Consider the following 22,910-nt stretch of genomic DNA (forward strand, 5'->3'; position numbering starts at 1 on the left):
GCCTTCCTTGTACAGTCGCGAGTCGTGGGAGCGTTGGGCGACGGTAGCGATGGAAGCTGGCGCGGAGCCTTCGGCAGGACGCAGCGCCAGATCGCGGCGAAGACGGCAGGCAAAGGCGGCTCGGACGGGGGGTTCCCGTCCGAGCTGCGCGTGCGGTCGTGCTTCGAGGTTTTCTATGCGGCCAGCGCCTGCTCGAGATCGGCGATCAGGTCTTCCTTGTCCTCGATGCCGATCGAGAGCCGCACCACGTCGGGACCGGCGCCCGATTTCACCTTGGCGGCGTCGTCGAGCTGGCTGTGCGTGGTCGAGGCCGGGTGGATGACCAGTGAGCGCGTGTCGCCGACATTGGCGAGATGCGAGAACAGCTGCAATTTCGAGACCAGGCCGACGCCGGCGTCATAGCCGCCCTTCAGGCTGAAGGTGAACACGGCGCCCGCGCCCTTCGGCGCATATTTGCGCGCGAGCTGGTTGTACTTGTCGCTCGGAAGCCCCGCATAGCTCACCGAGGCCACCGCCGGATGACCGGCGAGGAATTCGGCGACCGCCTTGGCATTGTCGCAGTGCTTCTGCATGCGCAGCGGCAGCGTCTCGATGCCGGTGAGGATCATGAAGGCGTTGAAGGGCGACAGCGCGGGGCCAAGATCGCGCAGGCCCAGCACGCGGCAGGCGATCGCGAAGGCGAAATTGCCGAACGTTTCCTGAAGGCGGATGCCGTGATATTCCGGCCGCGGCTCCGACAGCATCGGATATTTGCCGCCGGTCGACCAATCGAACGTGCCGGCATCGACGATGATGCCGCCGAGTGAATTGCCGTGGCCGCCCAAAAATTTCGTCAGCGAGTGCACGACGATGTCGGCGCCGTGATCGATCGGGCGGATCAGGTAGGGCGAGGCCAGCGTGTTGTCGACGATCAGCGGCACGCCGGCCTTGGCTGCCACACTCGAGATCGCCTCGATGTCGGTGATGCTCCCCGCCGGATTGGCGATGGATTCGATGAAGATCGCTTTCGTGCGCGGCGTTACCGCGCGCTCGAAGCTCGCGATGTCATCGGGATCGGCCCACACCACGTTCCAGCCGAAGCTCTTGAACGCATGCGTGAACTGGTTGATCGAGCCGCCATAGAGTTTCCGCGCGGCGATGAATTCGTCGCCGGGCTGGAGCAGCTGCTGCAACACCACGACCTGCGCGGCATGGCCGGAAGCAACGGCCAGCGCGGCCGTGCCGCCTTCGAGCGCGGCGACGCGCTCTTCCAGCACCGCATTGGTCGGATTGCCGATGCGGGTGTAGATGTTGCCGAACGCCTGCAAGCCGAACAGCGAGGCGGCATGGTCGGCATCGTTGAAAACGAAAGACGTCGTCTGATAAATCGGGGTCGCGCGCGCACCGGTGGTGGGATCGGGCTGTGCACCGGCATGCACGGCAAGGGTCGAAAATCCCGGAAGGCGATCGCTCATTGAGGGCGTCCTGTTCTTGTGGTCTGAAATCGCGCGGCATGCTGATGGGCGAACCCGCTGCCGTCAAGGCGCGGGTTCACGTCGGAATGATCCTGCTGCCTATTGTCGCGTTCGCGAAAAGAATCCTTCGCAATCGCGTCAGCTGTGCTCGCTCTTGTTTTTCGCGGCGCGATCCGAGGCGGCGGTGTCACCGCCGCCGACACTCATCCGATTGAGGGATAACCGCATGCCCTGTGTCGGCGCCGGCGGCCGCTTGGAACTCAGCGTGCGCGTGTTGACGCCCATCCAGGAGATTTCCGACGACAGCCGGCCATATTCGATCTTGGGGCAGCGGTTCATCACGACCTTGATGCCGACCGATTCCGCCTTCGCCGCGGCGACATCGTCACGCGCGCCAAGCTGCATCCAGATCACCTTCGGCAGCGGATCCAGCATGAGCGCCTCTTCGACGACAGGCATGACGTGGCTCGAGTTGCGGAAGATGTCGATCATGTCGACGGGACGGCCGATATCGCTCAGCGAAGCGACGAACGGTTTTCCGAGCAGATCCTTGCCGACATGGCCGGGATTGACCGGGATCATGTCGTAGCCGCGCTGCGCCAGATATTTGAACGCGAAATAGCTCGGCCGCACATTCTGCGGCGATGCCCCGACCATCGCGATCGACTTCACGCTGTTGAGGATGCCGCGGATGTAACTGTCGGGATAGGCGTCGTGATTCATCTGGCGTCTTTTCTTGTTGTCATTCATCCCGCCATGTCGGCGTGCGCTTCTCGATGAACGCGCCGATGCCTTCCTCGGCGTCGCGGGCCATCATGTTCTCGGTCATCACCTCTGCCGCATAGCGATAGGCGTCTGCAAGGCTCATCTCCGCCTGGCGGTAGAACGCCTCCTTGCCGAGCTTGACGGTATAGGCCGATTTCAGCGCGACCTGTTCCGCGAGCGCAATCGCGGCGTCGCGCTCGGTGCCGGCGGCGACCACGCGATTGACGAGACCGATCTCGCGGGCCCGCGCGGCCGGGATCGGTTCGCCCGTCAGCAGCATCTCCATCGCCTGCTTGCGCGGCACGTTGCGCGACAGCGCCACCATCGGCGTCGAGCAGAACAGGCCGATGTCCACGCCGGGCGTGGCGAAACTTGCAGCTTCGGATGCGATTGCGAGATCGCAGCTTGCGACGAGCTGGCAGCCGGCCGCGGTCGCGATGCCCTGGACGGCAGCCACCACCGGCTTCGGCAGATGCACGATCGCCTGCATCATCGCGCTACAGGCGTTCATCATCTCGGCGAAGAAGGCGCGGCCGCGATCCGGATCGGCGCGGCGCGCCGTCAGCTCCTTCATGTCGTGGCCGGCCGAGAAGGCGGGACCGTTGGCGGCGATCACGACGCCGCGGATCGCCTTGTCGTCGCGGATCTCCTCGAGTTCGGCATGCAGGCCGGCGATCATCGCTTCCGACAGGCTGTTGCGCGCGGCCGGGCGGTTCAACGTCAGGACCGCGATGCTGCCGATCGTTTCGCGCAGCAGAATTGGCGGTTGCGGGGAGGGGGCGCGGGCGGCCTGGGCGGACATCGAGGCGTTTCCGATTGGATTATTGCGTTTGGATGACGCAGACAACTTAATGTAACAGGGGACATGAAGCGAGGGTGAGGCGTAGCATGGCGTTAGCGAAAATGAGCGTGGCGGAGGTCGAGCAGTTTCTCCGCGACGAGTTTCCCCAGGCCTTCAGCGGCGACGACATCACGATCGAGAGCGCGGACGGGCAGACCTGTCTTTTGCGCCAGCGCTACAGCGAACGGATGCTGCGACCGGGCGGAACCGTGTCCGGCCCGACGCTGATGGCGCTGGCCGATTTCGCCATGTATGTGGTGCTGCTGTCGGCAATCGGGCCCATTGGGCTCGCGGTCACCACCAATCTCAACATCAATTTCCTGCGCAAGGGCCAGCCCGGACAGGACGTGCTGGCGGAAGCGCGGCTGATCAAGCTCGGCAAGCGTCTGGCGGTCGGGGAGGTGAACCTCCTGTCAGGGACCTCGCCCGATCCGATCGCCCATGTCACGTCGACCTATTCCATTCCAAATGTTTGAATTTTTTGCGGGTAATATAGCACCTTATTTATAAGACATTGATTCTGCTAACGTAATTTCCATCGCAGGGCATTGACCGTTGCGCGTCACTTCTCTAGAAAGCCGGGCAGTCCGGTGCGGTGTTCGCGCCGATATCCCCGTCCACGGAAATTCTGACATGAAAACCTTTTCGGCAAAGCCGGCCGAGGTGACGAAGAAGTGGGTGCTGATCGACGCCAAGGGTCTGGTCGTTGGTCGTCTCGCCACCATCGTTGCCATGCGTCTGCGCGGCAAGCACCTCCCGACCTACACCCCGCACGTCGATTGCGGCGACAACGTCATCATCATCAACGCCCAGCATGCGGTCCTCACCGGCCGCAAGCGCGAGCAGAAGACCTACTACAAGCACACCGGCTATGTCGGCCACGTCAAGGAGCGCACCGCGCGCCAGATCCTCGAGGGCAAGCATCCCGAGCGCGTGCTCGAGAAGGCCGTCGAGCGCATGATCCCGCGTGGTCCGCTCGGTCGCGTCCAGATGGGCAACCTCCGCGTTTACGGCGGTGCCGATCATCCGCACGAGGCCCAGACGCCCGAGAAGATCGATATCGCCAAGTTGAACCGCAAGAACACGAGGGCCGCATAATCATGGCCGAATCCATTCAGTCGCTCGACCAGCTCTCGCAGCTCAAGACCTCGGCGGCGCCCGATGCGCCCAAGCACGAGAAGAAGGTCGACAAGTTCAATCGCGCCTACGCCACCGGCAAGCGCAAGGACGCGGTCGCCCGCGTCTGGATCAAGCCGGGCGCCGGCAAGGTCACCGTCAACGCGCGTGAGGTCGAGGTCTATTTCGCCCGCCCCGTGCTGCGCATGATGATCGAGCAGCCGTTCTCGGTGGCCGCGCGTTCCGGCCAGTACGACGTGATCTGCACCGTCGCCGGCGGCGGTCTGTCCGGCCAGGCCGGCGCCGTCCGTCACGGCATCTCCAAGGCGCTCACCTATTTCGAGCCGGAGCTGCGCACCGTGCTCAAGAAGGGCGGCTTCCTCACGCGCGACTCCCGCGTGGTCGAGCGCAAGAAGTACGGCAAGGCGAAGGCCCGCCGGTCCTTCCAGTTCTCGAAGCGTTAATCGCTTCGGTCACATTCGCCGCGAAAGCGGCTTCAATGAAATGCAAAAGGGCGCTGATTTCAGCGCCCTTTTTGTTGTTCGTTTGTACGCAAATTGATGACGTGTTTCGCGAAAACTTGGGCGCCCGTGAAAACCTGAATGGAACCCGCGGGACATAGCGTCGCATCTGGAAGGGCGCGCAAGTCGGCTGGGCCGATCGCGTAACTGCTATGTGTTAAAGGGGGCCGACATGATGTCGCTCGATAGCATCACGCTCTATTTGGTCGCCACGATGGTTGCCGCACTGCTCGGCGCCATGATGGTGTTTTTCGGCAAGCAGGAGAACAGCCCTGCGCTGAAATGGTGGGGCACCGCCTATCTCCTTGGTGCCGCGTCCGTCGCGCTATGGACCGTGGCCGGCGACAAGCTCGGCCCGCATCTCTATCTCGCGCTGAACGCTGTCGGCTTCGTCGCCTGCGGCATGGTGTGGAATGCGGCGCGCGTCTTCCATGGCCGCAAGCCGAACTGGCCTGGTCTCGTGCTCGGCGCATTCGCCTGGGTCGCGACCGCAACGCTGCTCGATCCCTCGGCCTCCATGCTGCGCATGATCATCGGCGCCGGCATCGTCTCTTTCTATGCGGCGCTGACCGCGAGCGAGCTCTGGGTCGAGCGGCGCAAGAGCCTGCAACGGCGCTGGCCGGCCTTCGTGGTGCCGGTGATGCATGGCTGCGTGCTGATGCTGCCGATCCTGCTCGGCAGCTTCCTGCGGCCGAACGATGCCGGCTTCTCTCACAGCGTCTGGGTCACCGTGTTCGCGGTCGAGCTCGTGCTCTACGCCGTCGGCACCGTGTTCGTGATCTTCATGCTGGTGTCGGAGCGCACCGTGACCGCGCACCGCACCGCCGCCTCCACCGATCCCCTGACCGGCATGCTCAACCGCCGCGGCTTCTCGGAGGCCTGTTCACGGATGATCGAGCGCGAGGCCAAGGGCGGCCGCCCGGTCACGGTGATGATCTTCGATATCGACCACTTCAAGTCGATCAACGATCGCTTCGGCCATCCAGCCGGCGACGAGATGCTGAAGCTGTTCTCGACTATCGTCGTCAACAATCTGCGCATCTCCGATCTGTCCGGTCGCATCGGCGGCGAGGAGTTCGCGGCGCTGCTGCCGTGTTCACTGGAAGAGGGCGTGGTGGTCGCCGAGCGCGTGCGCGAGGCGTTCGAGACGTCCGGCGTCGTGGTCGATGAAGGCCCGGTCGACACCACCGTCAGCATCGGCATCGCTGGCGGCCCCGCCGGCACCGAGCTCGAGGTGTTGCTGGCCTCGGCCGATACCGCGCTCTACCAGGCCAAGCGCGGCGGCCGTAACCGCGTCGAAGCTGCTGAGGAGCTGCCGCTATCGCTGGAAAACTGGCGCCGCCAGAGCGCCGCGCGGATCGGTTTGCCGAAGGTGCAGCCGGCGACCGCCTGACACGCCGGCCGCTCTGCGGTAATGGTCTATTTACCATTCGGTTCCTACCATTGCGATCATGGAATCGACCCGTCGACAGAGCCCGCAGGCCGCCCTGATGAAGCTTGAAGCCGCTGCGGCCTCGGCACGCGGCGGTTTCGCCTGCCTGTTCTCGACTGCGGACGAATACGAGACCGCCCTGATTACCGAGCGCCGCGCGCAGGGGCACTACACGCAGGACCGCGACTACTGGTCGTTTGCGCTGTTCGTCGGTTGCGCGCTTATCATTGTCGGCACGGTCCTGCTGCTTGCCTGAGAGCGGCGCATTTTGAGCCGAGCAGGGCGCCGATCCGGCGCCTTTTTCTTTGCCTCCGGGTGCGGTAGACACGCCCGTCAACAAAGAAGGGCGGAAACGATGGTCACCGAGATCGCGCAAATCGAAATCAAGCCGGGCAGCGAGAAGGATTTTGAGGCGGCCGTCGCCAAGGCCAAGGCTGCCTTCGGCCGCGCCAAGGGCTTTCACGGCTTCGAGCTGCACAAGTCGATCGAGAAGCCGCAGCGTTACCGGCTCATGGTGAAATGGGCGACGCTGGAAAATCACACCGTTGATTTCCGCGGCTCCGAGAATTTCACCGAATGGCGCGGCCTCGTCGGCCAGTATTTTGCCTCGCCCCCGGAGGTCGAGCACACCGAGACCGTGCTGACGACCTGAGAGAGGTCAGGCCGCCTCTGCCTGGGGCGGGACTTCATACGTCTTGAAATGGTCGATCATGACCTTGGCGATGGCGACCAGTGGCAGCGCCAGCGCCAGGCCCCAGATTCCGAAGACGACACCGAGCAGGATCTGGAATGCGAACAGCGTTGCCGGCGGGATGTCCAGCGCCTGGCGCTGGAGGATCGGCGTCAGCACGTAGCTTTCCATCGTGTGCACGCCGAGGAACAGGACGAGCGCGGACAGCGCCGGAATCCAGCCCGAGGCGAGGCTCGCCAGCACCACCACGACGCCGGCGATGATGGCGCCGACGGTTGGGATGAAGGCGAGCAGGCCGGCCTGGATTCCAAGGATGAACGAGCCGGGGATGCCGATGATGGCAAGCCCGATCCAGGTCACCAGGCCTACCGCGAGCATGACGATGATCTGCGCGATCAGCCAGCGCTCCAGCGTCTCGCCGATACGATCGATGATGAGGGTGGCGCGCACACGATGCCTGGCGGGTGCGAGGAACAGCAGGCCGTCGTGATAGACGCCCGGCTGGGCGGCGAAGGCGAGCCCGAGAAACAGCACGATGAAGACGTTGCCGACGGCGCTGATCGCACCGAACAGCAGCTTGAAGGTCTGGCTCACGATCGCTCCGCCGCTGGAGGCGAGCGCGCCAGCGCCCGGCAACGCGCCGCGCGGGGCCTGGCTTGGGGCGGGCGTCGAACCAGCGTCGGCGGAGGCTTGGGGCGCGGCATTGCCGAGATCGAACACGCTGGTGTCGATGCCGTGGTTATCGAGGAAGGAGCGGACGTTGGTGATCTGCGATTTGATGGTCTTGCTGAGCACCGAGGCCTGCTCGGCGATGGTGGCGCCGCCGAGATAGGCGACGCCGGCGAGCATCGCGGCAAGCGCGACACAGACGATCGCAAGCCGCACGGCATGTGGCAGGTGAAAGCGGCGGCCGAGCGCGTTGGTCAGCGCGTTGAGCGCGACGCCGAGCAACATGCCGGCGAAGATCAGGAGCAGGGTGGCCGCAAAATACCAGGTGAAGGCGAGCAGGGCCGTGAACAGCACCACGCCGATACCGCCGATGGAAATTGCCCAAGCCTGATCCCGGGCCAGATCTGCGCGGGGCCGGGATCCCTCGTCTCTGGAAATCGTCACATCCTGTCCTTTTCCGACCGCAATCGGGCACTCTTTCGTGAAATCCCGCCCGGGATCAAGCCGCCGTCGCGCGCCAGGACGCGTCCTCGGTCTCCCAGACCAACGCCGGGCGGGCTCGAACGGGTGCCGTTGCGGCGCCCTTGGCCGCAATTGCGCGAAAATAGCATTGCCGTCCCGCGATCCCTTCTGTTGAATTTGTTCCATCCCAGGGGCATCTTTGGGGAATCTTCTTAGCGCGGGAGGTCGGAACGGGAGATGAGAAAGCCGGTCGTCGGCGTGATTGGGAACGCCAGTCGCATCGAAAATCGATTTCAGGTCCAGATGGTGGGCGAGCGCAATCTGCGCGCCGTGGCCGAGGTCTCCGGCGGCCTGCCGGTGATGTTCGCGGGCTCGCCCGACATCACGGATATCGCCGCGCTGCTCGATGCGGTCGACGGCATCGTCCTCACCGGCGCCCGCGCCAACGTTCATCCGACTCGTTTCAACGTCGACCCCTGCGAGAAGCACGAGCCCTACGACATCCACCGCGACGAGGTGGCACTGGCGCTCTCGGTGGCCTGTGTCGCCCGCGGCATCCCGATCTTCGGCATCTGCCGCGGCTTGCAGGAGATGAACGTCGCCTTCGGCGGCTCGCTGCATCCGGAAATCCGCGAAATCCCCGGCCGCATGAACCACCGCATGCCCCGGCTCGAGAACGGGGAGATCCATCCGGATCCGACCGTGGTGTTCGCCGACCGGCACGACGTCGATCTCACGCCGGGCGGGGCGTTTGCAACAATCCTCGGCTGCGAGAGGATCAGGGTGAATTCCCTGCACGGCCAGGGCATCCTCGATCCCGGCAAGCGCGTGCTGATCGAAGGCATCGCCGAGGACGGCACCATCGAGGCGATCCGCATCGCCGAAGCCCCAACGTTTGCGCTCGGCGTGCAATGGCACGCCGAATACGACCCCCAGCACAACCCGATCAACCGCAAGCTGTTCGAGGCGTTTGGCGAGGCGTTGGTCGAGCGGCAGCGCGTGAACGCGTAGGCCGGGCGCGCTTGAGGCTTTTGGGCACGCTCTCGCCACATCGTCATTGCGAGCGCCGCGACTCCAGGGGCGAGACGAGAACGTGCAGAACGAGGTGAATCCAAAGGTGAACCCGTTCGGGTCGCGAGCAACATTCGTCATGAACGTCTGCGCGCTGGTGTTGGCATGTGTTGTTCTGACCGAAGTGGCAGTCATTGAGAATCAGCGCTTCGGTCATGCTTTGCCGAGCGATCCTTTTCTCTGCTTCTTTCCCGCCCTCATCATGTTCGTCGTCAGAAGCGAGCCGTTCTCATTTTTCTTTCTACTAGCCCATCTGCTCGTTTCGGTCAGATTGACCTTCCCCGTGTTCGGCATCGCTGCCGGCACCTACAAGTTTAGCAGAGCAGATGATCCGCTATTCATTCTGGTGTTGTTCACGATGGCAACGGCCATATGCTTCGTTGCGTTCGTCTTCGTCGCTCTAATTCGCTTCTTGGTCGCGCATCGACGGCCCGCCGAGTGAACGCAGCCGGTGCCCCAAAATAGAAAGGCGCCCCTCACGGGGCGCCTTTTGCTTGTCGCATAGAGTTCGGACAGCTTAGCCCGAATAGTACATCTCGAACTCGACCGGATGCGGGGTCATTTCGAAGCGGGCGACTTCGGTCATCTTCAGCTCGATATAGGCGTCGATGAAGTCGTCGTCGAACACGCCGCCGTTCTTGAGGAAGCCGCGGTCCTTGTCGAGGTTTTCCAGCGCCTCGCGCAAGCTGCCGCAGACGGTCGGGATCTGCTTCAGCTCTTCCTTCGGCAGGTCGTAGAGGTCCTTGTCCATCGCCGGGCCCGGATCGATCTTGTTCTTGATGCCGTCGAGGCCGGCCATCAGCATCGCGGCGAAGCCGAGATAGGGATTGGCGAGCGGATCGGGGAAGCGCACCTCGACACGCTTGGCCTTCGGCGAAGCGGTGTAGGGGATGCGGCAGGAGGCCGAGCGGTTGCGCGCGGAATAGGCGAGCAGCACGGGCGCCTCATAGCCCGGCACCAGACGCTTGTAGGAGTTGGTCGACGGGTTGGTGAAGGCGTTGATCGCCTTGGCGTGCTTGATGATGCCGCCGATGTATTGGAGGCAGGTCTCTGACAGGTCGGCATACTTGTTGCCGGCGAACACCGGCTTGCCGTCCTTCCAGATCGACTGGTGCACGTGCATGCCCGAGCCGTTGTCGCCATAGACCGGCTTCGGCATGAAGGTGGCGGTCTTGCCGTAGATATGCGCGACCTGGTGGATGCAGTATTTGTAGATCTGCAAATGGTCGGCCATCAGCGTCAGCGTGTCGAACTTCATGCCGAGCTCGTGCTGGGCGGAGGCGACCTCGTGGTGATGCTTCTCGACCTTGACGCCCATCTTGGCCATGGCGCCGAGCATTTCGGAGCGCATGTCCTGCACGGAGTCCTGCGGCGGGACCGGGAAGTAGCCGCTCTTGGTGCGGACGCGGTGGCCGAGATTGCCGCCTTCATATTCGGTGTCGGAGTTGATCGGCAGCTCCGAGGAGTCGAGCCGGAAACCGGTGTTGTAGGGGTTCGCCGAATAGCGCACGTCGTCGAACACGAAGAACTCGGCCTCGGGGCCGACGAACACGCTGTCGCCCACGCCCATCGACTTCACCATGGCTTCCGCCTTCTTGGCGATGCCGCGGGGGTCGCGATTGTAGGGCTCGCCGGTGGTCGGCTCGAGCACGTCGCAGGTGATGACCATGGTGGTCTCGGCGAAGAACGGATCGATCGTCGCGGTCACCGGGTCGGGCATCAGGCACATGTCGGACTCGTTGATCGCCTTCCAGCCAGCGATCGAGGAGCCGTCGAACATCGTTCCTTCGGCGAAAATATCCTCATCGATCATGCTGACGTCGAACGTCACGTGCTGCCACTTGCCGCGCGGATCGGTGAAGCGCAGGTCGACGTATTTGACGTCGTTGTCCTTGATCGATTTCAGGACGTCTTTGGCGGTCTTCATGCATACCCCTTTTGGCTCTGCGGGTCGGTTTCCAGATGAGCGGATTTGTTCTCGCTTTTGGCGAGTTCGTGGCGCGACCGCACAAACGAAATCAGGCCGCCGAAGCAGCCTTATTTCTTGTCAGAGTGTCGCAAAATGCGGGATAGCACCCGGCTCAGATAGCGTCCAGCCCGGATTCGCCGGTCCGGATGCGGATCGCCTCTTCGATGTTGGAGACGAAGATTTTCCCGTCACCGATGCGCCCGGTTTGCGCAGCGCGGCGGATCGCATCGATGGCGCGTTCGACCAGATCATCGCCGATCACGATCTCGATCTTCACCTTGGGAAGGAAATCGACGATGTATTCTGCGCCGCGGTAGAGCTCGGCATGACCCTTCTGGCGGCCAAAGCCCTTGGCCTCGGTCACGGTGATGCCTTGAAGGCCGACTTCCTGAAGCGCTTCCTTCACCTCGTCGAGCTTGAACGGCTTGATGATGGCTTCGATTTTCTTCACTGCGCGCCTCCCGGCCTTGTCGATCAATCAGCAACGTCTTCGTCAGGATGCGCTTCTCTCACGCACGAAATTTGCCTTCTGTCCGGGTCGCCTGATCAACCCGGCGGCGGCCGGCCACACCCTGATGAATGCCAGTGAGCACGACGAACCGAAGCGGCTTCCTCGTAAGCAGGGTCTATGCCAAGTTGCATTTGCCCTGGTTATTGGAGCGTTATCAGCCTTTTAACGAGCATTCCTGATAGGTGGAGCCGACCGGCACAAGATACCTAAGACTGTGAAATAGGCAAACAGTTCAATCTTTATGCAGGTCGAGGTTTTATGTTTCGAAGCGGCACAGGAAATGCCTGTTGAAAAGGCGTTTGTACCAGGGAAGTGGCATGGAAGTTTTGACCAACGCTGAAATGCAACGGGCTGACCAGCTCTCGATTGCGGCCGGCACGCCCGGCTTCAAGCTGATGCTCAGCGCAGGGCAGGCGGTTGCCGAAGCTGCGAACGCGCTGATGGAGGAGGGGCCGATCCTGATCGTGGCCGGCCCCGGCAACAACGGCGGTGACGGGTTTGTCGCGGCCGCCGAGCTCGCCGCGCAAGGACGAGAGGTCTCGGTGATCCTGATGTGCGAGCGCGATCATCTCCAGGGCGATGCGGCCTCTGCCGCGCGCGGCTGGAAGCATCCGGTGCTGCCGTTCAATCCGCAGGCGATCGGAAAGCCCGCTTTGATCATCGATGCGCTGTTCGGTGCGGGCCTCAGTCGTGCGGTCGAAGGCGAGGCGCGCGCGATGATCGAGGCGATCAACGCCAACGGCGCGCCGGTGCTCGCCGTCGATTTGCCGAGCGGCATCAACGGCACCAGCGCGGCCGCGCTCGGCGTCGCGGTCAATGCCGCCGAGACCGTCACCTTCTTCCGCAAGAAGCCGGCGCATCTCTTGCTGCCGGGCCGCATGCATTGCGGCCGCGTGCGCGTCGCCGATATCGGCATCGAGAGCCACGTGCTCGACGAGATCGGGCCAAAGATCTTTGAGAACGATCCGGATTTCTGGGGCTCAGCCTTTCCGGTGCCGCGCATCGACGGCCACAAATATGCGCGAGGCCATGTGCTGGCTGTCTCGGGCGATGCGGCGGCGACGGGCGCTGCACGGCTCGCAGCGCGCGGGGCGCTGCGAGCGGGCGCAGGCCTCGTGACATTGGCGAGCCCGCGCGATGCGCTCGCGATCAACGCAGCCGCGCTCACCGCGGTGATGGTCCGCCCCGTCGATACCGCGATCGAGTTCGCCGAGTTGCTCGGCGACAAGCGTTACAACACCTGCATGATCGGCCCCGGCGCGGGCGTTGGCGAACGCACCTGCGATTTTGTCCACAGCGCGCTGTCGGCGCAGCGGCACCTGGTGTTGGACGCCGATGCGCTGACGAGCTTTGCCGCCAATCCCGAGCGGCTGTTTGAATCGATCAAGTCCTCGCAGGACGCAGCTGTCGTGCTGACGCCGCACGAGGGCGAGTTCCCGCGGCTGTTCTCCGACCTCAGCAACAAAAATCCGGGACGCTCGAAGCTCGAGCGCGTGCGTTCCGCAGCCGAGCGCGCCGGTGCGGTCGTGCTGCTGAAGGGCCCGGACACGACCATCGCCGCGCCCGACGGCCGCGCCACTATCGCCGCCAACGCGCCGCCCTGGCTCGCCACCGCCGGCGCTGGCGATGTGCTCGCCGGCATCATCGCAGGCCTGCTTGCGCAAGGCGTGCCGGCGTTCGAGGCTGCCAGCATCGGCGTCTGGATGCACGGCGAGGCGGGGAGCGAAGCGGGCCCTGGGCTGATCGCGGAAGACCTGACCGAGACGCTGCCGGCGGTTCACCGGCGCATCTACAATGCGCTCGGGGTGGAGTACTGATGCTCAGGCCGCTCGCGCTCACTGACATGGGCGCGGCCGCACAGGTCCATCGGACGGCATTCGACCGGGCGATGCCGTGGCTGGTCGGTCTGCACACGCCGGACGAAGACAGCTGGTTCTACCGCGAGCGCGTTTTCACGGCGTGCCGAATCTGGGGACGCTTCGACGACGGCTTGCTCAGCGGGATCATCGCTTTCCGCGATGGCTGGATCGAGCAGCTCTACGTGCTTCCCGCGGCACAGGGCCGCGGCGTCGGCACCGAGCTCCTCGACGCCGCCAAGAGCGCCTGCGAGCGGCTGGAGCTCTGGACCTTCCAGCGCAACACGCGGGCGCGGCGATTCTACGAAGCCCGCGGCTTCATGCTGGTCGAGCAGACCGACGGAGCGCGGAATGAGGAGCGGGAGCCTGACGCCCGCTATCTCTGGATACGTTAAGCGCCTTGATTGGACATGGATTGTCGTCTAAGAACTACATGTGGTCGAGCTCCAGCAGACTGAGACGTTTCGAAAATGGCGATTGCGTCTCCGGGATGACGCGCCCGAGCGCTGATCGCGTCGCGCTTGGATCGGCTCGCGCATGGGCATGCAGGTGACGTTCAGCCTGTTGGCGACGGGATCAGCGAACTGCGTATCCATTACGGCCCGGGCTATCACGTCTATTTCCAGAAGCGGGGCCACACAATCGTCGTTCTGCTTTGTGGCGGCGACAAGAGCACGCAGACAAGGACATCAAGACGGCGAAGCACCTTGCCGAGATCTGGAGTGAATGACATGGGCGAGAAGCTGACGACTTATGATCCGGCCGAAGATCTCCAGTCTGATACGGCCATCGCCGTGTTTATGGAGGAAGCCTTCAAGACTGAGGATGCGGCCTATATCGCGCATGCTCTTGGTGTCGTCGCCCGTGCCAAGGGGATGACGCAGATCGCCAAGGAGACGGGTCTGTCTCGCGAGCAGCTCTATCGCTCGTTCAGCACCAACGGCAATCCGACGCTCAAGACCACGATAGCGGTGATGAAGGCACTCGGAATCGAACTTACGGCCAAGCCGCACGCCTAATCGACGCGGCTCACTCCACCCCGTACCAGCGCACCAGCCGCGGTGCAGCCCAGTCGGTCACGACAGATTCGATCAGCCATTTTCCGGGCGAGGCGGCGGCGAAGGCGATGCGCTGGGTCTGGCCGGGCTCGATGGCGAGGGTATCGAGCCAATAGGGCTTCCAGCCGTCGTCGAGCTTGTCGAGCAGGCGGAAATGGTGGCCGTGCAGATGGAAGACGGTGGTCGCTATTGCGGGGTTATGGAGGGCGAGCACGACGGTGCGGCCAGCCCTGGCGCGGAATGCCGGCTCGGAGGCGGTGGAGAAGGACGGGGGCCGGGTCCAAATAGCGTCGGGGGCGCCGACCGCGACATCGAACCGCAGCGCGCCCTTGAGATCGAGCTGCTCGGGCAGGCCGTTCGATGGGAGCGGCTGGGGAGGCGCCAGCGGCGCGCGCCGTTCTCGTGTGCCGGAAATCGCAAGGCGCCCGATCGGATGGGCTTCCTTGCCGTCATGCAGCAGGAACGCTGCCGAAGTGGCCGTATCCACAAAGGCGTCGGCACGCGCGCCGGGGGCCAGCACCAGGGCGCCGTTGCGCGCCGGGAACGGCTCGGCCGGCTGTCCGTCGAGCGCCATCACGCGAACATCATGGCTCTCCAATTTGATCGCCAGAACAGTGCGTTGGGAGCCGTTGATGAAGCGTAGCCGCAGCCGTTCATTGGCTGCGGCTGAGAGTTCGAATGAGGTCTGGCCGTTGAGGGTATAGAGCGGCGTCGTGCCCGTCGGGTCGCGGCCCGGGGGAACGGCGGTCCCATCCGGCCGCAGGCGCCATTCCTCGATCAGTAGCACCTCGTCACGATCGACGGCGACCCGGTTCGTCTCCTCGGCGATGATCGGGAGCGGGCGCGCAGGCTCTTTCAGGCGGTCTTCGAAGAGGCGGAAGTTGGCCAGCAGGGTTCCCGCATTTGGTATTGAAATGATTGATGTTTCAGTCGCGTCCGGCGCAATGGGCGCGCGCCCCCGCAGCGGGTCGGCCGCGGCCGCGCCGCTCAGCCCGTACCAGACTGGCGCAAGCGGCACAGGCAGGTCGTTCCGAAACACTACCTGACAGAGGTCGCCGCGCTTGAAACGGACGTTGCCGATATGGCTTACGGCGGCCAGCTCCCAGACTGGTGTAGCCGGCTGAGATGGTCCGAGAGCCAACGTTGCCGGTCTCGCCAGAAGGGCGATCTGGGCGGTTGGGAGCGGGCCCGCGCCGCCGGCCATCAACCCGGCCGCGGAGGCGCCGAGGCCAGCCAAAACCTCACGTCGCGAAGGGGCGAAAAGCCTCGGTTTCATCAGGCCGATCCGGACCATGCCGCGCTGGATAAGTCCAGCCGCGATGCTTACCTCAAGCGGGCGTCGACATGGCCATTTTTTTGCTGCGAACAATCGGGCACATGCTATAAGCCCGGCCGCCCGCGGCATCGCGGCCGGTCTTGATGCAAATTCACGCGGGCGTGGCGGAACTGGTAGACGCGCTGGATTTAGGTTCCAGTGACGAAAGTTGTGGGGGTTCGAGTCCCTCCGCCCGCACCAAGCGCTTTCAGCGTTTGCACGGATTACTGACGGGCCCCGCTCCGCACGGATATTTCTCCGTCAGGAGCCGGGTTCGATGAACCAACGGCGTTGAGGCGTTCGCCTCGCGCCGGATCGATTAATGACAGCGTCCCGACGCATGCGTGCCGGGACCGAACGAGAAGAAGATTGGACGCCATGCAGGTCACAGAAACCCTCTCGGAAGGATTGAAGCACGAGTTCAAGATCAGCGTCCCCGCGTCTGATCTCGACGCCAAGGCTGGCGCCAAGCTCGTCGACCTCAAGGACAAGGTTCGCCTCAACGGCTTCCGCCCCGGCAAGGTGCCGGTCGGCCATCTGAAGAAGGTCTATGGCCGTTCGGTGATGGCCGAGACCATCGACCAGACCATCCGCGACACCAACACCCAGCTGTTCTCCGAGCGCGGCTTCCGCCTTGCGACCGAGCCGAAGATCACGATGCCGACCGAGCAGGCCGAGGTCGAGGAGCTGCTCAACGGCAAAACTGATCTGACCTACACGGTCGCGATCGAAGTGGTGCCCTCGATCGCGCTCGCCGACTTCAAGTCCTTCCAGGTCGAGAAGCCCGTCGCTGATGTCGCCGATTCCGATGTCGATGACGCGATCAAGCGCATTGCCGACACCAACCGCGGCTACGCGGCCAAGGCCGAGGGCGCGAAGGCCGAATCCGGCGACCGCGTCACCATCAACTTCAAGGGCACCATCAACGGCGAAGTCTTCGAGGGCGGCACCGGCGAGGGCATCCAGGTCATCATCGGCTCGAATACCTTCATCCCGGGCTTCGAGGAGCAGCTGATCGGCATCGGCGCGAACGAGACGCGCACGCTGAAGGTGGCGTTCCCGAAGAATTACATGAACGACAAGCTCGCCGGCCAGCCGGCCGAGTTCGAGACCACGGCGACGCTGATCGAGGCGCCGCAGGATCTCGCAATCGACGACGAGTTCGCCAAGACGCTCGGTCTCGAATCGCTGGACAAGCTGAAGGAAGCCGCGCGCGAGCGGCTCGCCGCCGAGTTCGCGGGCGCGACGCGCCAGCGCGTCAAGCGCGCGCTGCTCGACCGTCTCGACGAGGCGCATCGCTTCGAGGCGCCGCCCTCGCTCGTCGACGAGGAGTTCAATCTGATGTGGAACTCGGTCAAGGCCGAGATGGAGTCCGCCGGCAAGACCTTCGCCGACGAGAACACCACTGAGGACGCCGCCAAGGAAGAGTATCGCAAGATCGCCGACCGCCGCGTGCGCCTCGGCCTCGTGCTCTCCGAGATCGGCGAAAAGAACAAGATCACCGTGACCGACGACGAGGTCGGCCGTGCCGTGATCGAGCGCGCCCGCCAGATGCCCGGCCGCGAGAAGGAAGTCTGGGACTATTACCGCAACAACGCCCAGGCGTTGGCCCAGCTTCGTGCACCGATCTATGAGGACAAGGTGGTCGACTTCATCCTCGAGCTCGCCAGCGTGACCGAGAAGAAGGTTTCGCGCGAGGATCTCTACAAGGACGACGAGGAAAAGACCGCCGCCTGAGGGCTTTGAGCAAGCCTTCTGCTTGGGAAAGCCTTCCATTAAGGATGATCCGCGAAGCGGCCCAGCTAGCCAGATGGCCGGCTGGGCCTTTTTGCGAGAATCAGCTTCAAGTGCCCCGAAGTGCCCGATGGATTAAGGCTTAATTCGCCCCGCACTTGTCTGACGCGAATTGCGCTATATCTGTCGGTACCTACGCGTTACTGCCTCTGCCAACTTCCTGCATCACGGGACGTCCATCGGCCTTCCGGCACATCCAGCCCAGACTGGCAGCCAAGACTGGCGATGTCCGCCTCTTAAAAACCCTAGGTGACTCATGCGCGATCCGGTTGAAACCTACATGAACCTCGTGCCCATGGTGGTCGAGCAGACCAACCGTGGCGAGCGCGCCTACGACATCTTCTCGCGCCTGCTGAAGGAGCGCATCATCTTCGTGACCGGACCGGTCGAGGACGGCATGTCGACGCTGATCGTCGCGCAGCTGTTGTTCCTTGAAGCGGAAAATCCGAAGAAGGAAATCTCGATGTACATCAACTCGCCGGGCGGCGTCGTGACGTCGGGCCTCGCGATCTACGACACCATGCAGTTCGTCCGTCCGCCGGTCTCGACGCTGTGCACGGGCCAGGCCGCCTCGATGGGCTCGCTGCTGCTCTGCGCCGGTGAGAAGGACATGCGCTTCTCGCTGCCGAACGCGCGCATCATGGTGCATCAGCCCTCCGGCGGCTTCCAGGGTCAGGCCACCGACATCATGCTGCACGCCCAGGAAATCCTGAACCTGAAGAAGCGGCTCAACGAGATCTACGTGAAGCACACCGGCCAGACCTACAAGTCGATCGAGGACGCGCTGGAGCGCGACAAGTTCCTGACCGCGAGCGACGCGAAGGAGTTCGGTCTCGTCGACAAGGTCATCGACAAGCGCGCCGAAGAGGCTGCGCCGGCGAAGACCCAGTAGCACTACTGGGCCGTAACTCCTGTCCCCGGAATATCTCTGGAATTTCCGGGTAGCTTCAGGGCGGCGTTCACGTTAACGACGCACTTCGCAACGGCGCAAAAAGCCATTTTGCGCCCTGCGGCAGACAGAAAGTTCCGCTTTCGTGCTTGTTTTTCGTGGCAATCCAGCAACGTCGGGGTGATTTCGGTCACTTCGCCCGTGCCAAGACCTGAAATCACGGTATTGTCACGGGTAGCCGGCGACCCCCGATTAGCGAATTCTTGATAGTCGGGTGACAGCATGGTTGGCTGCGATTGATCGGCTATGATCGCGGGAGAATCGAGTGGCCGTGATTCGCACGGCAGGTAACGCGTAGGGTCTTTTTTGGTACGGAATTTGCTCTATTTGAACCTTGTGCCCGGCGGTCGTACCGGGATGGGGCGATCGAGCGGACGGGATCGAACCGCGGACGGAGACATGAATGAGTAAGGTCGGCACGAGCGACTCCAAGAACACGCTATATTGCTCGTTCTGCGGCAAGAGCCAGCACGAAGTCCGCAAACTGATCGCGGGTCCCACGGTCTTCATTTGCGACGAGTGCGTCGAGCTCTGCATGGACATCATCCGCGAGGAGAACAAGTCCTCGCTGGTCAAGTCGCGCGACGGCATTCCGACGCCGAAGGAAATCTGCAAGGTGCTGGACGATTACGTGATCGGCCAGAGCCATGCGAAGAAGGTCCTGTCGGTCGCGGTGCACAACCACTACAAGCGCCTCAACCACCAGACCAAGCACAACGACGTCGAGCTTGCGAAGTCGAACATCCTGCTGATCGGTCCGACCGGCTCGGGCAAGACGCTGCTCGCGCAGACGCTCGCCCGCATCCTGGACGTGCCGTTCACGATGGCGGATGCGACCACGCTGACCGAAGCCGGCTATGTCGGCGAGGACGTCGAGAACATCATCCTGAAGCTGCTCCAGGCCGCCGACTACAATGTCGAGCGCGCCCAGCGCGGCATCGTCTACATCGACGAAATCGACAAGATCAGCCGCAAGTCCGACAATCCCTCGATCACGCGCGACGTGTCGGGTGAGGGCGTCCAGCAGGCGCTGCTGAAGATCATGGAAGGCACGGTGGCTTCGGTCCCGCCGCAGGGCGGCCGCAAGCATCCGCAGCAGGAATTCCTGCAAGTGGATACCACCAACATCCTGTTCATCTGCGGCGGCGCGTTCGCCGGCCTCGAGAAGATCATCTCGGCGCGCGGGCGGTCGACCTCGATCGGTTTCGCGGCCCAGGTGATGGCACCGGAGGATCGCCGGACCGGCGAGATCTTCCGTCACGTCGAGCCTGAGGACCTCCTGAAGTACGGCCTCATCCCCGAATTCGTCGGCCGTCTGCCGGTCGTGGCGACGCTCGAGGACCTGGACGAGACCTCGCTGAAGAAGATCCTCACCGAGCCGAAGAACGCGCTGGTGAAACAGTACCAGCGGCTGTTCGAGATGGAGAACATCGAGCTCACCTTCGCCGACGAGGCGCTTGGCGCGGTCGCCCGCAAGGCGATCGAGCGCAAGACCGGCGCGCGTGGCCTGCGCTCGATCCTCGAGGCGATCCTGCTCGAGACCATGTTCGACCTGCCGGGCCTGGAAGGTGTGGAAGAAGTCGTGATTTCCCGCGAAGTCGTGGAAGGCACGGCGCGTCCGCTCTACATCTACGCCGATCGGTCCGATCGCGCCGTCGAGAACGCCAGCGCCTGAATTGCGGCGCTGGAACGCTCCAATCGTCTTTGAAAGTAGCGGCTGCGGAAAGTCTCTCCGCAGCCGGTGTTGCGTCGCTTACACACGTGCGTAAGCGCCTGATGGCGCGCGTATTTCAATGACTTGACACCCCCCCGGTCGATAGCCACCTAATGCCGACGGCGAACGAGAATTCTGTTCAAGATTCGTCTTAGTTCCGATCCGGCAAGCCCGGTCCAACCTTGAAATGGTAGACCGGTTTTGTGGATCACCTCGGCACCTTGTGGCGGTTGCGCATGAGCATGGCGGGCTGCGTGCAAGGGGGCAAAGCAAAAGGAAAAGGCCATGACTAATCCAAAACCCAGGCCAACCATCGTCCATGGCGAAACGCACGCTTATCCCGTGTTGCCGCTGCGCGATATCGTCGTCTTCCCGCACATGATCGTTCCGCTCTTCGTCGGTCGCGAGAAGTCGATCCGCGCGCTCGAAGAGGTGATGAAGAACGACGCGCTGATCATGCTCGCGACGCAGAAGAACGCGTCCGATGATGATCCGGCGCCTGATTCCATTTACGAGACCGGTACGCTCGCCAGCGTGCTTCAGCTCTTGAAGCTTCCCGACGGCACCGTGAAGGTGCTGGTCGAAGGGCTCGAGCGTGCGCGCGTGCAGAAATACACCGATCGCGCCGACTATTATGAAGCCACCGCAGTTGCGCTCGCCGACACCGATGCGAAGTCGGTCGAGGCCGAAGCTCTCTCGCGCTCGGTCGTGTCCGACTTCGAGAGCTATGTGAAGCTCAACAAGAAGATCTCGGCCGAGGTCGTCGGCGTCGTGCAGGCGATCACCGATTTCGCCAAGCTCGCCGACACCGTCGCCTCGCATCTCGCGGTCAAGATCGCGGATCGCCAGGGCATCCTGGAGACGCTGTCCGTCACCACGCGCCTGGAGAAGGTGCTGGGCCTGATGGAGAGCGAGATCTCCGTGCTCCAGGTCGAGAAGCGGATTCGTTCTCGTGTCAAACGACAAATGGAGAAGACCCAGCGCGAGTATTATCTCAACGAGCAGATGAAGGCGATCCAGAAGGAGCTCGGCGACGACGACGGTCGCGACGAGCTCGCCGATCTCGAAGAGAAGATCTCCAAGACCAAGCTCTCCAAGGAAGCGCGCGAGAAGGCGCAGCATGAATTGAAGAAGCTGCGGCAGATGTCGCCGATGTCCGCGGAAGCGACCGTCGTGCGCAACTATCTGGATTGGCTGCTGTCGATTCCGTGGAACAAGAAGTCCAAGGTGAAGAAGGATCTGGAAGCGGCGCAGGCCATTCTGGACTCCGATCACTACGGGCTGGAGAAGGTCAAGGAACGCATCGTCGAGTATCTCGCGGTGCAGTCGCGCGCCAACAAGCTGACGGGCCCGATCCTGTGCCTGGTCGGACCTCCCGGCGTCGGCAAGACCTCGCTCGGCAAGTCGATCGCGAAGGCGACGGGGCGCGAATTCGTGCGCGTCTCGCTCGGCGGCGTGCGCGACGAGGCCGAGATCCGCGGTCACCGCCGCACCTATATCGGCTCGATGCCCGGCAAGATCATCCAGTCGATGCGCAAGGCGAAGTCGTCCAATCCGCTGTTCCTGCTGGATGAGATCGACAAGATGGGCGCCGATTTCCGCGGCGATCCGTCCTCGGCTTTGCTCGAGGTGCTCGACCCCGAACAGAACGCGACCTTCAACGACCACTATCTCGAGGTCGACTACGATCTGTCCAACGTGATGTTCATCACGACCGCGAATACGCTCAATATTCCGGGCCCGCTGATGGACCGCATGGAGATCATCCGGATCGCGGGCTACACCGAGAACGAGAAGGTCGAGATCGCGCGCAAGCATCTGATCCCGAACGCGGTGTCCAAGCACGGCCTGGACTCCAAGGAGTTCTCGATCGACGACGACGCGCTGCTGCTGCTGATCCGCCGCTACACCCGCGAAGCGGGTGTGCGCAATTTGGAGCGTGAGCTCTCCACACTCGCCCGCAAGGCGGTGAAGGAGCTGATGATCTCCAAAAAGAAGTCGGTCAAGGTCACCGAGAAGACTCTGGAAGAGCTGCTCGGCGTGCCGAAGTACCGCTTCGGCGAGATCGAGAGCGAGCCGCAGGTCGGTATCGTCACGGGCCTTGCCTGGACCGATGTCGGCGGCGAGCTCCTGACCATCGAAGGCGTCATGATGCCCGGCAAGGGCAAGATGACGGTCACGGGCAATCTGCGCGACGTCATGAAGGAATCGATCTCGGCGGCGGCGTCCTATGTCCGCTCGCGCGCGATCGTCTACGGCATCGAGCCGCCGCTGTTCGACCGGCGCGACATCCACGTGCACGTGCCGGAAGGCGCGACGCCGAAGGACGGCCCGTCCGCGGGCGTGGCGATGGCCACTGCGATCATCTCGGTGATGACCGGCATCCCGGTCCGCCACGATGTCGCGATGACCGGCGAAATCACGCTGCGCGGCCGCGTGTTGCCGATCGGCGGTCTCAAGGAGAAGCTGCTGGCCGCTGCCCGCGGCGGCATCAAGACGGTGCTGATCCCCGAGGACAACGCCAAGGATCTCACGGAGATTTCCGATGCGATCAAGGGCGGCATGGAGATCATCCCGGTGTCGCGTCTGGACGACGTCATCGCCAAGGCATTGGTGAAGAAGCCGGTGCCGATCGTTTGGGAAGAGGACACCAAGGTGACGGTGAAGCCGGACGGCGACGAAGCCGCCGGCGGCCTGACCGCTCACTGAGATCGTGGCTTGA

Annotated in this window: 24 protein-coding genes, 1 tRNA gene and 1 pseudogene; 18 read left to right on the plus strand and 8 right to left on the minus strand. The window is 63.3% G+C overall.

All coding sequences use genetic code 11. From position 1 onward, the window contains the following. Positions 1 to 173 precede the first annotated feature (173 nt). From IC761_RS16340 to IC761_RS16350, 3 genes are all read right to left on the minus strand, one after another. Positions 174 to 1,454 (minus strand): O-acetylhomoserine aminocarboxypropyltransferase, encoded by a 1,281-nt coding sequence (locus tag IC761_RS16340; protein ID WP_195804210.1) that lies wholly within the window; start codon positions 1,452 to 1,454, stop codon positions 174 to 176. A 138-nt stretch (positions 1,455 to 1,592) separates the two neighbouring features. After that, positions 1,593 to 2,177, minus strand: coding sequence for a CoA-binding protein (locus tag IC761_RS16345; RefSeq protein WP_195804211.1), 585 nt, complete (start codon positions 2,175 to 2,177; stop codon positions 1,593 to 1,595). Positions 2,178 to 2,196: 19 nt separating this feature from the next. Continuing rightward, positions 2,197 to 3,021 carry an enoyl-CoA hydratase gene (locus IC761_RS16350; RefSeq protein WP_195804212.1) on the minus strand — a complete coding sequence of 275 codons (825 nt, stop codon included), beginning with the start codon at positions 3,019 to 3,021 and terminating at the stop codon, positions 2,197 to 2,199. Positions 3,022 to 3,107: 86 nt separating this feature from the next. On the opposite strand from IC761_RS16350, the gene IC761_RS16355 reads away from it, so the two are divergent. The 6 genes from IC761_RS16355 to IC761_RS16380 all read left to right on the plus strand — a co-directional run bounded on the left by IC761_RS16355 (position 3,108) and on the right by IC761_RS16380 (position 6,781). Beyond that, positions 3,108 to 3,536, plus strand: a complete 429-nt coding sequence (locus tag IC761_RS16355; protein WP_195804213.1) for a PaaI family thioesterase — start codon at positions 3,108 to 3,110, stop codon at positions 3,534 to 3,536. Positions 3,537 to 3,693: 157 nt separating this feature from the next. Next, the gene (rplM, locus tag IC761_RS16360) at positions 3,694 to 4,158 is read left to right on the plus strand and encodes a 50S ribosomal protein L13 (protein ID WP_008137961.1); all 465 of its coding nucleotides are present in this window, start codon (positions 3,694 to 3,696) and stop codon (positions 4,156 to 4,158) included. Positions 4,159 to 4,160: 2 nt separating this feature from the next. After that, the gene (gene rpsI / locus IC761_RS16365; protein ID WP_195804214.1) at positions 4,161 to 4,640 is read left to right on the plus strand and encodes a 30S ribosomal protein S9; all 480 of its coding nucleotides are present in this window, start codon (positions 4,161 to 4,163) and stop codon (positions 4,638 to 4,640) included. A gap of 229 nt (positions 4,641 to 4,869) precedes the next feature. Further along, positions 4,870 to 6,090, plus strand: coding sequence for a GGDEF domain-containing protein (locus tag IC761_RS16370; RefSeq protein ID WP_195804215.1), 1,221 nt, complete (start codon positions 4,870 to 4,872; stop codon positions 6,088 to 6,090). A 58-nt stretch (positions 6,091 to 6,148) separates the two neighbouring features. Then, positions 6,149 to 6,385: a hypothetical protein gene (locus tag IC761_RS16375; RefSeq protein WP_195804216.1), complete on the plus strand. Its 237-nt coding sequence runs from the start codon at positions 6,149 to 6,151 to the stop codon at positions 6,383 to 6,385. 99 nt (positions 6,386 to 6,484) lie between these two features. Beyond that, entirely contained in the window at positions 6,485 to 6,781 is a 297-nt protein-coding gene (locus tag IC761_RS16380; RefSeq protein ID WP_195804217.1) for an antibiotic biosynthesis monooxygenase family protein, read from the plus strand. A gap of 6 nt (positions 6,782 to 6,787) precedes the next feature. On the opposite strand, the gene IC761_RS16385 is transcribed toward IC761_RS16380, so the two are convergent. Beyond that, positions 6,788 to 7,933 carry an AI-2E family transporter gene (locus IC761_RS16385; RefSeq protein ID WP_195804218.1) on the minus strand — a complete coding sequence of 382 codons (1,146 nt, stop codon included), beginning with the start codon at positions 7,931 to 7,933 and terminating at the stop codon, positions 6,788 to 6,790. A gap of 255 nt (positions 7,934 to 8,188) precedes the next feature. Between IC761_RS16385 and IC761_RS16390 the strand changes: the two genes are divergently transcribed. Both IC761_RS16390 and IC761_RS16395 read left to right on the plus strand, forming a co-directional pair. Beyond that, positions 8,189 to 8,962, plus strand: a complete 774-nt coding sequence (locus IC761_RS16390) for a gamma-glutamyl-gamma-aminobutyrate hydrolase family protein (protein ID WP_195804219.1) — start codon at positions 8,189 to 8,191, stop codon at positions 8,960 to 8,962. 82 nt (positions 8,963 to 9,044) lie between these two features. Continuing rightward, positions 9,045 to 9,464: a hypothetical protein gene (locus IC761_RS16395; protein WP_195804220.1), complete on the plus strand. Its 420-nt coding sequence runs from the start codon at positions 9,045 to 9,047 to the stop codon at positions 9,462 to 9,464. Between the two features lie 75 nt (positions 9,465 to 9,539). Here the strand turns inward: IC761_RS16395 and glnA are convergent, their stop codons facing one another. Together glnA and IC761_RS16405 are read right to left on the minus strand one after the other, a co-directional pair. Then, the gene (glnA, locus tag IC761_RS16400; protein WP_195804221.1) at positions 9,540 to 10,949 is read right to left on the minus strand and encodes a type I glutamate--ammonia ligase; all 1,410 of its coding nucleotides are present in this window, start codon (positions 10,947 to 10,949) and stop codon (positions 9,540 to 9,542) included. Positions 10,950 to 11,103: 154 nt separating this feature from the next. Next, positions 11,104 to 11,442, minus strand: coding sequence for a P-II family nitrogen regulator (locus IC761_RS16405; protein ID WP_007603495.1), 339 nt, complete (start codon positions 11,440 to 11,442; stop codon positions 11,104 to 11,106). On the opposite strand from IC761_RS16405, the gene IC761_RS16410 reads away from it, so the two are divergent. The 5 genes and pseudogenes from IC761_RS16410 to IC761_RS35855 all read left to right on the plus strand — a co-directional run bounded on the left by IC761_RS16410 (position 11,420) and on the right by IC761_RS35855 (position 14,377). Next, on the plus strand, positions 11,420 to 11,668 hold the full coding sequence (locus IC761_RS16410; protein WP_195804222.1) for a hypothetical protein: 249 nt from the start codon (positions 11,420 to 11,422) through the stop codon (positions 11,666 to 11,668). The two genes, IC761_RS16405 and IC761_RS16410, sit on opposite strands and share 23 nt — an antisense overlap. Before the next feature lie 151 nt (positions 11,669 to 11,819). Further along, a complete protein-coding gene (locus IC761_RS16415; RefSeq protein ID WP_195804223.1) occupies positions 11,820 to 13,319 on the plus strand; it encodes an NAD(P)H-hydrate dehydratase in 1,500 nt (499 codons plus the stop codon). Beyond that, entirely contained in the window at positions 13,319 to 13,753 is a 435-nt protein-coding gene (locus IC761_RS16420) for a GNAT family N-acetyltransferase (RefSeq protein WP_195804224.1), read from the plus strand. The genes IC761_RS16415 and IC761_RS16420 overlap by 1 nt, the downstream gene beginning before the upstream one ends. Before the next feature lie 126 nt (positions 13,754 to 13,879). Further along, positions 13,880 to 13,987, plus strand: a pseudogene (locus tag IC761_RS36155) (type II toxin-antitoxin system RelE/ParE family toxin); the annotation flags it as partial. A 102-nt stretch (positions 13,988 to 14,089) separates the two neighbouring features. Then, entirely contained in the window at positions 14,090 to 14,377 is a 288-nt protein-coding gene (locus IC761_RS35855) for an addiction module antidote protein (protein WP_246791532.1), read from the plus strand. A 10-nt stretch (positions 14,378 to 14,387) separates the two neighbouring features. Here IC761_RS35855 and IC761_RS16430 read toward each other — a convergent pair whose 3' ends face one another. After that, the gene (locus IC761_RS16430; RefSeq protein WP_195804225.1) at positions 14,388 to 15,692 is read right to left on the minus strand and encodes a multicopper oxidase family protein; all 1,305 of its coding nucleotides are present in this window, start codon (positions 15,690 to 15,692) and stop codon (positions 14,388 to 14,390) included. 155 nt (positions 15,693 to 15,847) lie between these two features. Between IC761_RS16430 and IC761_RS16435 the strand changes: the two genes are divergently transcribed. From IC761_RS16435 to IC761_RS16445, 3 genes are all read left to right on the plus strand, one after another. Then, positions 15,848 to 15,932: transfer RNA gene (locus IC761_RS16435), tRNA-Leu, on the plus strand. Between the two features lie 177 nt (positions 15,933 to 16,109). Further along, positions 16,110 to 17,468, plus strand: coding sequence for a trigger factor (gene tig / locus IC761_RS16440; protein ID WP_195804226.1), 1,359 nt, complete (start codon positions 16,110 to 16,112; stop codon positions 17,466 to 17,468). 313 nt (positions 17,469 to 17,781) lie between these two features. After that, positions 17,782 to 18,417, plus strand: coding sequence for an ATP-dependent Clp protease proteolytic subunit (locus IC761_RS16445; RefSeq protein WP_195804227.1), 636 nt, complete (start codon positions 17,782 to 17,784; stop codon positions 18,415 to 18,417). Between the two features lie 2 nt (positions 18,418 to 18,419). Here IC761_RS16445 and IC761_RS16450 read toward each other — a convergent pair whose 3' ends face one another. Then, positions 18,420 to 18,698: a hypothetical protein gene (locus IC761_RS16450; RefSeq protein WP_195804228.1), complete on the minus strand. Its 279-nt coding sequence runs from the start codon at positions 18,696 to 18,698 to the stop codon at positions 18,420 to 18,422. A 179-nt stretch (positions 18,699 to 18,877) separates the two neighbouring features. Here IC761_RS16450 and clpX point away from each other — a divergent pair, with 179 nt between their 5' ends. Both clpX and lon read left to right on the plus strand, forming a co-directional pair. After that, positions 18,878 to 20,149: an ATP-dependent Clp protease ATP-binding subunit ClpX gene (gene clpX / locus IC761_RS16455; RefSeq protein WP_018320118.1), complete on the plus strand. Its 1,272-nt coding sequence runs from the start codon at positions 18,878 to 18,880 to the stop codon at positions 20,147 to 20,149. Between the two features lie 324 nt (positions 20,150 to 20,473). Further along, entirely contained in the window at positions 20,474 to 22,897 is a 2,424-nt protein-coding gene (gene lon, locus IC761_RS16460; protein ID WP_195804229.1) for an endopeptidase La, read from the plus strand. The last annotated feature ends 13 nt before the right edge of the window (positions 22,898 to 22,910 follow it).

It is taken from the genome of Bradyrhizobium commune (genome assembly GCF_015624505.1).
GTDB classification, from domain to species: domain Bacteria; phylum Pseudomonadota; class Alphaproteobacteria; order Rhizobiales; family Xanthobacteraceae; genus Bradyrhizobium; species Bradyrhizobium commune.